11 protein-coding genes are annotated in these 11897 nt (G+C 70.4%); 8 read left to right on the top strand and 3 right to left on the bottom strand.

Annotated elements, in window-relative coordinates; all coding sequences use genetic code 11:
• Positions 1 to 19: 19 nt before the first annotated feature.
• Positions 20 to 625 (bottom strand): TetR/AcrR family transcriptional regulator, encoded by a 606-nt coding sequence (locus tag AA983_RS14860; RefSeq protein ID WP_156170311.1) that lies wholly within the window; start codon positions 623 to 625, stop codon positions 20 to 22.
• Between the two features lie 6 nt (positions 626 to 631).
• Positions 632 to 2038 carry an NAD(P)H-quinone dehydrogenase gene (locus AA983_RS08620; RefSeq protein ID WP_047311864.1) on the bottom strand — a complete coding sequence of 469 codons (1407 nt, stop codon included), beginning with the start codon at positions 2036 to 2038 and terminating at the stop codon, positions 632 to 634.
• Between the two features lie 128 nt (positions 2039 to 2166).
• On the opposite strand from AA983_RS08620, the gene AA983_RS08615 reads away from it, so the two are divergent.
• From AA983_RS08615 to AA983_RS08580, 8 genes are all read left to right on the top strand, one after another.
• A complete protein-coding gene (locus AA983_RS08615) occupies positions 2167 to 3024 on the top strand; it encodes a purine-nucleoside phosphorylase (protein ID WP_047311863.1) in 858 nt (285 codons plus the stop codon).
• 31 nt (positions 3025 to 3055) lie between these two features.
• On the top strand, positions 3056 to 4762 hold the full coding sequence (locus AA983_RS08610; RefSeq protein ID WP_047311862.1) for a phospho-sugar mutase: 1707 nt from the start codon (positions 3056 to 3058) through the stop codon (positions 4760 to 4762).
• Positions 4759 to 5382, top strand: coding sequence for a uridine kinase (locus tag AA983_RS08605; RefSeq protein WP_047311861.1), 624 nt, complete (start codon positions 4759 to 4761; stop codon positions 5380 to 5382). The genes AA983_RS08610 and AA983_RS08605 overlap by 4 nt, the downstream gene beginning before the upstream one ends.
• Positions 5383 to 5454: 72 nt before the next feature.
• Positions 5455 to 6801, top strand: coding sequence for a glycerophosphoryl diester phosphodiesterase membrane domain-containing protein (locus AA983_RS08600; protein ID WP_047311860.1), 1347 nt, complete (start codon positions 5455 to 5457; stop codon positions 6799 to 6801).
• Positions 6802 to 6822: 21 nt separating this feature from the next.
• A complete protein-coding gene (locus AA983_RS14855; protein WP_052947020.1) occupies positions 6823 to 7473 on the top strand; it encodes a hypothetical protein in 651 nt (216 codons plus the stop codon).
• Entirely contained in the window at positions 7470 to 8486 is a 1017-nt protein-coding gene (locus tag AA983_RS08590) for a DUF4350 domain-containing protein (protein WP_082128813.1), read from the top strand. The genes AA983_RS14855 and AA983_RS08590 overlap by 4 nt, the downstream gene beginning before the upstream one ends.
• Entirely contained in the window at positions 8483 to 9541 is a 1059-nt protein-coding gene (locus AA983_RS08585; protein WP_052947019.1) for a MoxR family ATPase, read from the top strand. The genes AA983_RS08590 and AA983_RS08585 overlap by 4 nt, the downstream gene beginning before the upstream one ends.
• 61 nt (positions 9542 to 9602) lie before the next feature.
• Positions 9603 to 10898 carry a DUF58 domain-containing protein gene (locus AA983_RS08580; RefSeq protein ID WP_052947018.1) on the top strand — a complete coding sequence of 432 codons (1296 nt, stop codon included), beginning with the start codon at positions 9603 to 9605 and terminating at the stop codon, positions 10896 to 10898.
• A gap of 6 nt (positions 10899 to 10904) precedes the next feature.
• Here the strand turns inward: AA983_RS08580 and AA983_RS08575 are convergent, their stop codons facing one another.
• Entirely contained in the window at positions 10905 to 11897 is a 993-nt protein-coding gene (locus AA983_RS08575; protein ID WP_047311857.1) for a stage II sporulation protein M, read from the bottom strand.

Below are 11897 nucleotides of genomic sequence, written 5' to 3'. Positions count from 1 at the left end.
ACGCGCCTGCGTGTGCGGATCAGTCCTGCGGGGCGGTTCCCTGGAGCACCGTACGCAGCGTGGCGTCGATGTAGGCGCCACGTTCCTCGGTGGGCACGGCGAGCGCCGACAGCACGATGCCCTCGATGCTGGCCACGGCGGTTTCGGCGCGCAGGCGGGCGTTCTCCGTCGTCGTACGGCTGACGATGCCTTCGACGATCGTGACGAGCTCACCGCGCCACTCCCCTACGGCCGGAACGAGTTCCGGTGACCGCAGGGATTCGAGCGACAGCTCGAGGATGGCGATCATGAGCGCACCACCGTCGTCGGTCACCCAGCGTTCGAGCAGCGCGGTGGCAAACGGAGCTGTGATCATCGGGTCGCCGGAAACGTCCGGGAGCGAGTCGCCGAGCGCACGCACCTCGCCGGCGAGGCGCGCCCCGACGTGCCCCGTCAGCCCCGCGAGCAGCGCGGCGCGGGTGCGAAAACTCACCGAACAGGTGCCCTCGGGAAAACCGGCCTGACGATCGACGGCGCGGTGCGTGAGTCCACGCAGACCCGACGTGGCGAGCACCGCCGTCGCAGCGTCGAGCAACGCCTCGCGCCGTGGCTGGGGCTCGCTCGTGGCGGAGTTAGTCGAGGTCATGTGGGATCAGATGATGTCGCTGCTGTGCAGGCGACGTGCGGCCTCCGCGATCGAGCCCGTCATCGACGGGTACACCGAGAACGTGTTGGCGACCTGGTCGACCGTCAGGCGGTTCTGCACCGCCATACCGATCGGGTAGATGAGCTCCGAGGCCTGCGGTGCGACGACGACGCCGCCAACGATCGTGTTCGACCCCGGCACCGCGAACAGCTTGACGAAGCCGTCGGTGATGTTGCGCATCTTCGCGCGCGGGTTGGTCGACAGCGGCAACGTGACCGTGCGCGCCTCGATCTTGCCCTCCTCGATGTCCGTCTGGCTGTAGCCGACGGTGGCGATCTCGGGGTCGGTGAAGATGTTGGCCGTGACACCCCGCAGGTTGAGCGGCTGCACCGCGTCGCCGAGCGCGTGGTGCATGGCGACGCGGCCCTGCATGGCGGCGACGGACGCGAGCGGGTACACGCCCGTGCAGTCACCTGCGGCGTAGATGGCCTGGGCCGTCGTGCGCGAGACGCGGTCAGTGACGATGTGACCCGACTCGGTGAGGTCGACGCCCGCGGCCTCGAGGCCGATGCCCTTCGTCTGCGGGATCGAACCGACGGCGAGGATGGCGTGGCTGCCCTCGACCTTGCGCCCGTCCTCGAGCGTGACGATGACCTTGTCGCCCTCGCGCGTTGCGGCCATGGCACGGCTGCGGTTGAGAACCGTCATGCCACGGCGGCGGAAGACGTTCTCGATGACGGTGGCGGCGTCGGCGTCCTGACCGGGCAGCACGCGGTCTCGCGACGACACGAGCGTGACGTCCGAACCGAGGCCCAGGTAGGCGTGCGCCAACTCGGCACCCGTGACACCGGAACCGACGACGATGAGCTTCTCGGGCACCTCGGTGAGGTTGTAGATCTGCTGCCACGTGAGGATGCGCTCACCGTCCGGCTTGGCCGAATCCATGATGCGCGGGCTCGTACCCGTGGCGAGCAGGATGACGTCGGCGCGGATGTCCTCGGTCTCGCCGTTGTCGAGCTCGGCCTCCACCCAGCCGTGGCCCTTGATGCGGCCGATGCCGCGGCGAATGCGCACACCCACGCTCTCGAGCTGGGCCTGGATGTCACGCGACTGGGCCTTCGCGAGCTTCATGATGCGCTCGTTGACCTGCCCCAGGTTGGCGTGCGCGTGCTGGTCCTCCTGCGACGCGTCGAACCCGACACCCAGACGGCCGGCCGCCTCGAAGCGCGACAGGAAGTCGGACGTGGCGATGAGGGTCTTGGAGGGGACGCAGTCGGTGAGCACCGCGGCACCACCGAGACCGTCACGATCGATGACGGTGACCTGCGCACCGAGCTGAGAGGCGACGAGCGCGGACTCATAACCGCCCGGGCCACCACCGATGACGACGACAGACTTCTTCCGAGAGCTCACAGACCTATCAAATCACTTGACGTCAAGATAAATCGAATCCCCGATGAGGACTCTCACGAGCCATTCTCGCAGACTCCGGCCACCGCGTTCGGTTCCCGGCCGTGGTGGGGAGCACTACCCTGAACGACGTGAACGCGCAGAACAAGCAGAACGAGCAGACGAGCCTCTCCCCCCTTGCCGACCCTTCCGTCGACCCCTTCGAGGTCGCGCGTGACGCCGCCCGCGTCATCCGCGAACGCACGGGCGTCGAGAAGCACGACGTCGCCCTCGTGCTGGGCTCCGGATGGGGCCAGACGGCCGATCTCATCGGTGAGGTCAAGGCCACGGTCGACAACACGGACGTTCCCGGTTTCGGAGCCGCCGCCGTGGCCGGCCACTCCGGTCAGATGCGCTCCATCGAGATCGAGGGCAGTGGCAAGCGTGCTCTCGTCTTCGGTACGCGCACCCACTACTACGAGGGCAAGGGCGTGCGCGCCGTCGTCCACGGCATGCGCACGGCTGCGGCGGCCGGCTGCGACACGGTCGTCCTGACGAACGGTTGCGGCGGACTGCGCCCCGAGTGGGCGCCGGGCACGCCGGTGCTCATCAGCGACCACATCAACCTCACGGCCACGTCGCCGCTCGAGGGCGCCACCTTCGTCGACCTCACCGACCTCTACTCCTCGCGCCTGCGTGACGTCGCCCGCGGCGTCGACGCCGACCTCGACGAGGGTGTGTATGCCCAGTTCCCCGGGCCGCACTACGAGACGCCCGCCGAGGTGCGCATGGCCAAGACGCTCGGCGCCGACCTCGTCGGCATGTCGACGACGCTCGAAGCCATCGCCGCGCGTCACGCGGGCCTCGAGGTGCTCGGCATCTCCCTCGTGACGAACGCCGCCGCCGGCATCAGCGAGAACCCCCTGAGCCACGAGGAAGTCATCGAAGCCGGTCAGGCCGCCGCGGCGCGTTGCGGCCAGCTGCTCTCCGGCATCGTCCGCGCACTCTGATCCCCTCGACCCGCCCGAAAGGCACCACGCGATGAGTCTCGAGAACCTGCTCGCCTCGGCCCGATCCTGGATCGCCGACGACCCCGACGCCGCCACCCGCGCGGAGCTCGAGGCCGTCGTCGCGCGCGCCGAAGGTGGCGACGACGTGGCGGCCGCCGACCTGGCCGACCGCTTCGCCGCGTTCCTCGAGTTCGGCACGGCGGGCCTGCGTGGCGCCCTCGGTGCGGGGCCGAACCGCATGAACCGCGTCGTCGTGCTGCGCGCCGCGGCCGGGCTCACGCGGTACCTGCAGGATTCGCTGGCACGCCGTGACGTCACCGTCGTCATCGGCTTCGACGCCCGCCACAACAGCGACGTCTTCGCCGCGGACACGGCCGCTGTCGTCACGGCCGCGGGTGGGCGAGCGCTCATTCTGCCCCGTCCGTTGCCGACGCCCGTTCTGGCCTTCGCGATCCGACACCTCGGCGCCGACGCCGGCGTCATGGTGACGGCCAGCCACAACCCGCCGCAGGACAACGGGTACAAGGTCTATCTCGGCGACGGCAGCCAGATCGTGCCGCCGTCCGACGTCGAGATCGCCGCGGCGATCGACACCTTCCCCACGGCCGCGTCGGTCGCTCGCGCCGAGGACGGCTGGGAGACGCTCACCGATGAACTGGCCGCCGACTACGTCGCGGCGTGCGCGGCGTCGGTCAGCGCGCCCGCCGCCGACCTCTCGATCGTGCACACCGCCCTGCACGGCGTCGGTTCGGCCACGCTTCTCGAGGCCTTCGAGGCGGCCGCCTACGCCCGCCCGCGCCCGGTCGCCTCGCAAGAGCAGCCCGACCCGGAGTTCCCGACCGTCGCCTTCCCCAACCCGGAGGAGCCGGGCGCCATCGACGCGGCGCTCGACCTCGCTCGCGAGACCTCCCCGGACCTCGTCATCGCCAGCGACCCGGACGCCGACCGGTGCGCCGTCGCCGTGCCCGACCCCGAGGCGGCCACCGACGCCGACCCGCAGGGTTGGCGCATGCTGCGCGGCGACGAGGTCGGCGCGCTGCTCGGCCACCGTGCTCTCGGCCTCATCACGACCGGAGCCGCCACTGGTGCCGATGGCGGCCCGGGCGTCGTCGCGAACAGCATCGTCAGCTCGCGGCTGCTCGGCGCGATGGCCCGGGCCGCCGGCGTTCCGCACGAGGAGACCCTCACGGGCTTCAAGTGGATCGCACGCGTTCGCGACATCGCCTACGGCTATGAGGAGGCGCTCGGCTACTGCACCGCTCCGGCGGTGGCCCGCGACAAGGACGGCATCAGCGCGGCCCTCGCGGTCGCGGAGCTCGCCGCCGGGCTCAAGGCTGACGGCCGCACCCTCGTCGACCTGCTCGACGACCTGGCTCGCGAGCACGGCGTGCACGCGAGCGACTCGTTCAGCATCCGTGTGAGCGACCTCGCCCTCATGCCCGCGCTCATGGGGCGCCTGCGCGAGCAGCCCGCAACGCAGGTCGGCAACGTCGTCGTCGCAGCCTTCCACGACCTCGCGAAGGGCGACGGAGGCCTGCCGCCCACGGACGGTCTGCGCTACCTCCTGGCCGACGGCACCCGCGTCATCGTGCGCCCCAGCGGCACCGAACCCAAGGTCAAGGTCTACCTGGAGGCCATCGTTCACGTCGACGGCGACGACCTCGCCGGCGCCCGCACTCAGGCTGCCGAACGCCTGGCGGCCACGCGTGCGGCGATGGAAGCTCTCACGGCGCTGTGACGCAGGCTCGATCGTCCTCTCCCCCCGCCCGCGTCGTCGTCGTGTCGGGGCCTTCGGGCAGCGGCAAGTCGCGCTTGGCCCGGCACCTGGCGGCCACTCACGGGTGGGCCTTCGTCAACCTCGACGACTTCTACAAGGACCACGACGCTCCCGACCTACCCCGCTTCGCGAACGGCGAGATCGACTGGGACCACCCGGGCACGTGGAACGAAGAGGCTGCTGCCGTAGCGCTCGACACGTTGTGCCGCGAGGGCACCGTGAACGCACCGACGTACTCGATCTCGCACAGCCGCGCCGAGGGCACCCACCCCGTGCACCTCGACGGTGCGCGTTTCGTCGTCGCCGAGGGCATCTTCGCCCCGCACGTCATCGCCGGCCTGCGTGAGCGCGGGCTCCTCGAACAGGCCTGGTGCCTGCGTCGTAACCGCTACGTGACGGCGGCTCGACGTTTCGCTCGTGACCTTTCCGAACGACGCAAGCCGCCGGGCGTCCTCGTGCGCCGTGGATGGCGGCTGTGCCGTGACGAGCCCTCCATCGTCGCCGCTCACATGAACCTGGGTGCCGAACCCGTCTCGTTCCGTCAGGCGTTGCGACGGGCGTCCGCGCTCCAAAACGGCTGAACTCCGTTGCCCGCCGGTGTCCGTCCAGGCCGATAGGGTGATCGCGCACGATCAACTGGGAGGAACATCACCGTGAGCAACTGGGGTCAGCAGCCGCCACCCGGCCCGTACGACGGGCAGGTGCCGGGCGAAGGCGCGGGCCAGTACGGCAGCCAGGACAACCACACACCGTGGGGCGGGCAGAACGGCCCGGCGAACCCTGGTTGGCAGGGGGCGCCCCAGCAGCAGCCTTACGGGCAGGGCGCCTACGGCCAAGGCGGTTATAGCCAGAGTGGTTACGGCGCGCCTCAGAATCCCTACGGTCAGCCCGGGTACGGGCCCGGCCAGGGCGGCTTCGTTCCCCCCGGCCCCGCCTTCGTCCCGCAGGCGGCCAAGCCTGGCGTCATGTCGCTGCGTCCTCAGAACGTCGGCGACATCTTCGACGCCGCCTTCCAGACCATTCGCGGCAACCCCGGCGGTTCCGTCGGCACAGTGATCGTCGGTGCGCTCCTCGCGGCCATCCTCTCGGCTGCTTTCATCATCACGGGAGCAATGAACAGCTCGAGCACCGACGGCACTCCGGACACGGCCGCGCTGGTCGTCATCGGTCTCGCTGCGCCGATCGCCGGGCTCGCCGCCATGGCGTCAGCCGCCGGTCTCGTCCACGTGTTCGCCCAGGCCGTCATGGGCCGCCGCGCCACCGTCAGCGCATCGCTGCGTGTGGGAGTGCGGCGAATGTGGTCGATGCTCGGCGTGGGCTTGCTCATGGTTCTCATCATGGTGGCCGTCATGGTGCCCCTGATCCTGGCGATCGTCCTCGCTGCGTCGCAGGACAACGGCGGCCCCATCTTCCTGGCCGTCCTCGTCGGCATCGCAACCATCTGCGCCGTGGTGTGGGTGGGCATTCGCCTCTGCTTCGCCGGGCACATCGTGGTCATGGAGAAGGCCGGCCCCACCACGGCACTGCGGCGGTCGTGGCAGCTGACGAAGGGCCGCTTCTGGCGCACTCTCGGCATCACCATCCTCGCGCAGCTCATCGTCTCGGCGATCAGTTGGGTGGTGCAGTTCATTGTGTCCCTGATCATGCTCATCTTCCTCGGCGTGAGCCTCGCGGGTGCCTCCAACGGAGGGGAGGTGTCCGATGCGAGCGTCGGCGCCGCGATCGCGGCTGGTGTGCTCGCCGTCGTCTTCACCCTTCTGTCCTATGCCCTCATCTACCCGTTCACGACGAACGTCACGGGAGCCCTGTACGTCGACGCGCGCATGCGTGACGAAGGCCTGGCGAACCAGCTGATGCAGCTGCCGTCGAACGCCATGGCCGCCAAGGTGAAGCTCACCGACGGGGCGCTCGACTTCCCCTTGCCGGGAGCCGGCGCCCCGGGTGGATTCGGCCAGGCGCCGTACGGCGCTCCCGGTACGGGTCCGATCGACTACCGCTGACCTTTCGCGCGGACGTGCACGATGGCCGACTCGCCTCCCCTCACCCCTGACAGCCCGACGGCGCGCCGCTGGCTGTCCGAGGAGTTGGCGAAGCCGGAGTATCAGGACAACCCGTCGCTCATCGAACGCCTCATGAAATGGCTGTCCGAGCACTTCGGAGGCGGCGTCGGTGTCGGTGGTGTCTCGATCCCCGCGTGGCTGATCGCCGTCGTCCTCCTCGCCGTCCTCGTCACGCTCTTCGTCGTGTCGTGGCGTCGGCATCGCCCCAGTGCGCGCGTCGAGAAGGACGCGAGGCGCAAGCGTTCGGCCACCGTCTTCGACGCGGCCCGCCTCGAGGCAGGCGACTACCTCGCCCGGGCCCGCGAACTGCGCGGGCGTGACGACGCTGCGGCGCTGCTCGCTGCCTACCGTGCGCTCGTCGTGCGGGCCGAGGACGGCGGCATGCTCCTTCTCGACGACGCGACGACGGTCGGGGACGTCACGCACGTCCTGCGCGACGCGCTGCGCCGTCGGGACGTGCAGGAGCCGTCGTTCGGGGTGCCCGAGGCAAGCCACGCATTCGAGTCGGTGCGCTACGGCCACCACACGCCGACGACCGCGCAGGTCGACGACGTCCTCGCTCTCGAGGCTCTCGTACGCGAAGCCCCCAGTCCGAGCGGAGCCGCGCGATGAAGCGCCGGCCCAACGGGTTGATCGTTGGTGTGCTCACGCTGAGCGTCCTTCTCCTCGTCCTGCTCGTCATGACGGCGCGCCCGCACACGAACACCCCGCTCGACCCGGACAACCCCTCGCCTCACGGAGCTCAGGCCGTTGCGCGCGTCCTGGAGCAGCACGGGGTTGCCGTCGACCGAGCCGGGAACCTCGACGAGCTGCGTCGTGGCAACACCGGCGACGAGACGACGGTCTTGCTGACCGACGAGTTCCTCATTCCGCACGACGAGCGGCAGGACTTCCTCGCGTCCGCCCGCACGGCCGGCACCCTCGTCGTCGTCGACCCCAGCGACAGCCTGCGGGAGTCGCTGTTCGACCAGGAGGCCGACGAGTCGGAGAACGGGCCCGTCTACGCCGCCTCGGCCGGGGACGGCAAGAAGATCGTCGCCCTCAACGACCCCACGCTGCTGACGAACGCGTCCGTCGACGACGGCGGCAACGCCCGCCAGGCTCTGACCAGCCTCGGTGAGCGCCGGCGCATGGTGTGGATCTCGACGTGGAACGGTGCAACCGGCGAGCAGACCGGCCTCGACTGGCCCGCCTGGAAGACGCCGCTCACGTGGGCGATCGGGCTGTCGGTGCTCTTCCTCGTCGTCCTGCGCGGGCGACGCTTCGGCCTACTCGCGCTCGAGCCCATGCCGGTGACGGTCAAGGCCGTCGAATCGACACGGGCCCTTGCCTCCCTCTACCGCCGCTCGTCAGCACGGGATTCGGCCGCGAGCGCCCTACGCGACGGCACCGCCTCCCGCGTCGGAGCCAGCCTCGGTCTGTCGCAGGGACGTCGCTCCCCCGACCCCGTCGCGGACGCCCTGCGAGCTCGCGGAGCAGCTGCAGCGGACGCCGACGGCGTTACGGCGTCAAGCGTTCCTCATGACCTGGCGGAGTGGCTCACCGGCCCGACGCCCGAGAACGACAAGGCCCTCGTCGAGCTCGCCCGAGAACTCGACCGCCTCGAGAAGGAGATCCTGCGATGAGCGAAGCACCCCGTCCCAGCCACGACGAGGCCCGTCACGTGCTGCCGCGTTCGCACGACGATGAGAGTCAGCGCTCGACGAGCCCGTCGCCCGACCTCCCGTCGGCGCAGGAGGCCCGGGCCGCGCTCGACGAGGTGCGCCGTGAGGTGGCCAAGGCCGTCGTCGGGCAGGACGCCGCGGTGTCGGCGCTGCTCGTGGCGCTCCTCGCGCGGGGGCACGTGCTGCTCGAGGGCGTGCCCGGTGTCGCGAAAACACTCCTCGTACGTTCGCTCGCCGAGGCGTTGTCGGTCGACTCCAAGCGCGTGCAGTTCACGCCCGACCTCATGCCGAGCGACATCACCGGCTCGATGCTCTACGACGCGGGAACGTCGGCCTTCGAGTTCCGCGAGGGGCCGGTCTTCACCAACCTCCTGCTCGCCGACGAGATCAACCGCACGCCTCCCAAGACGCAGGCCGCGCTGCTCGAGGCGATGGCGGAGCGTCAGGTCTCGGTCGACGGGCGGACGTACGCTCTGCCGACGCCGTTCCTCGTCGCGGCAACCCAGAACCCCGTCGAGTTCGAGGGCACCTACACGCTGCCCGAAGCGCAGCTCGACCGCTTCCTCATGCGCATCACGCTGCCCGTACCGGAGCGCGACGCCGAGATCGAGATCGTCCGCCGTCATGCACAGGGCTTCGACCCGCGGCGCATGCAGTCGGCCGACCTGCGTGCCGTGGCGACGCCCGCTCACCTCGAAGCCGCGTCGCGCGCCGTCGAGTCGGTGCGCGTGGACGCCGACGTGGCTGCGTACATCGTCGACCTTGCCCGGGCCACGCGCGGCTCTGCCGCAGTCCAGCTCGGCGTGAGTCCACGCGGCTCCACCGCCCTCATGGCCGTCTCGCGGGCGTGGGCGTGGCTGAGCGGCCGCGACTTCGTCACCCCGGACGACGTGCGCAGCCTCGCGCAGGTGACACTCGCCCACCGCATCGTGCTGCGCTCCGAGGCCGAGATGGACGGCCTCAACGCCGCGCAGGTGCTCGACCAGGCCGTGAGGTCGGTGGCCGTCCCGCGCTGAGGCCCTGCCCCCAACACCCCGACGTCCCACTGACCACAACGATCCCGTGAGGAGGTAAGCCGTGTATCTGAGATGGCCCGCAGTCGCCGCAATGGCCGCGGTCTGCCTCGTCGTGTTCGTCGTGCCCTCGACGCAACTCGTCCTCGTGTGGTTCGTCGTCGTGGCGCTCCTCGCCAGCCTCGACGTCCTCCTGGCGCCGCGGCCGTCGTCGTTGCAGTTCGAGCGTCGCCAGCCCGATGGCGTTCGTCTCGGCGAGGAAACCGTCTCGCACCTCGTCGTGACGAACCCGACGTCGCGTACGTTCCGGGGCGCCGTTCGCGACGTCTGGTCGCCCGGAGCCGGCGCCCAGGACGACCGTAGCGTGTTGAACCTCGCCCCCGGCGCGAGCGTCGACCACGTCGTTCACCTGCTCCCCACGCGGCGCGGAATGCGCCCGAACGACGCCATCACGGTGCGCTCGGCCGGTCCGCTCCGGTTGGCCGGTCGCCAGACGCGCCTCGACGAACCGGGCCTGGTGCGCGTGCTGCCCGCCTTCAGTTCACGCGCCCACCTGCCGAGTCGTCTCGTGCAGCTTCGCGAGATCGAGGGACGCTCGCTGGTGCGTGCTCCCGGCAGCGGCAGCGAGTTCGACTCGCTGCGCGACTACGTTCGCGGCGACGACGTGCGCAGCATCGACTGGAGGGCCACGGCACGACGCCGCGCTCCCGTCGTCCGGACGTGGCGGCCCGAACGCGATCGCCGCGTCTCGATCCTGCTCGACACCGGGCGGCTCAGCGCAGGGCGCCTCGCCGACACCACACGCCTCGACGCCGGCATGGAGGCCAGCCTCCTCCTGGCCGCTCTGGCCGGTCACGCCGGCGACAACGTCGAATGGACGGCAGGCGACCGTACTGTTCTCGCGCACGTCCCGCCGACGAGCGGTCGCAATGAGGCGGTGCGGCGCATGATGCTCGCCATGGCTCCGCTCGAGTCACGCCTCGTCGAACCCGACTGGTCACGCCTCGTACAGGAAGCCACCGCCGACATGCGCCGCGGCTCGATGCTCGTTATCGTCACGCCGTTCGAACCCGCCGCCATCGAGGAATCCCTCGTTCCGCTGCTTCCGGCTCTGGCCCGCGAGACCCGGGTCGTCATCGCCTCCGTGGCCGATCCGGAGGTGGGCGCCATCGCGGCGAAGCGCGACAACGTGCGCGACGTCTACGGAGCCGCGGCCGCCGAACGACTCCGGCACCGCACGACGACGATGCGCGCGGCGTTGGAACGTCACGGCATCTCGGTGCTGCACGAACCACCCGAGCGCCTCGCGCCGGCCCTCGCCGACCACTACCTCGTCCTCAAGCGCGAGGGCCGCCTGTAGCGCCGGTCAGCCGGCGACGAGTTCGTCCTCACGCAGGCGGGCGTCGACGTCACCCGTCACACCGGCCGCCACCGCGCGGCGACCGAGGATGACGACGTACGCGATGAAAGAACACCACGCCGTGAAGCCGATGAGCAGGCGCACCGGCGTGGGCAGCCCGGACGGCGTGACGAAGGCCTCGATGAAGCCGCACAGCGCCAGAACGGCGACGAGGCCCATCGCCGCAGTGAACGCCGTGCGCATCTCCGCCGCGAACGCGTCGGCGCGCGAGCGGGGGCCCGGTTCGATCCACGACCAGAAGCCGCGCAGACCGATGCCGGCGGCGACGAAGATCGACGTCAGTTCGAGCATGCCGTGGGGCAGGATGAGGCCGAAGAACAGCGAGAGCCGGTCGTCGGAGGCCATGAGGCCAGCGGAGACGCCCGTGTTGACGATGTTCGACCACAGCAGGAGCGGAATGGGAAAACCGAGGGCGCCGAGGGTGATGCACAGGGCCGCGACCCACGCGTTGTTCGTCCAGACCCGGAACGCGAAGTCTTGGGCCGCGTAGGAGGAGTAGTAGTCCTCGAAGTCGTGCCGGGTCAGCTGCGAGATCTCCTCCGGGCTGAGGACGCTCGAGACGAACGCGGGGTGCGTCGCCGTCCACCAGGCCACGAGGGCCGTCAGCACGACGAAGGCGACGCCGACGCCGGCCCACCAGCGCCAGGCGCGGTAGCAGATGGCCGGAAACGTCTCGAGGAAGAAGCGGGCGAACGCCCCCGGATCGGCCCGGAAGTCGCGCGAGGACTTCACCCGGGCACGGGCGATGATCGTCGAGAGGTACTGCGTGAGAACGGGATCGGCCGACGTGGACTGCACGAGCGAGAGGTGTGACGCCGCGCGCTGGTAGAGGTCGAGCATCTCCTCGGCCTCGGTGCCAGTCAGGCGCCGTTTGCGCCCGAGTTCGTCGAGACGGGCCCACTCCTCGCGGTGCGCTGCGACAACGGCTTCCACATCCAC

This window comes from Dermacoccus sp. PE3, from assembly GCF_001021715.1.
In the GTDB taxonomy this organism is placed as follows: Bacteria; Actinomycetota; Actinomycetes; order Actinomycetales; family Dermatophilaceae; genus Dermacoccus; species Dermacoccus abyssi.
The sequence above is the reverse complement of the archived record's forward strand: the minus strand, read 5'-3'. Positions and strand labels throughout refer to the sequence as shown.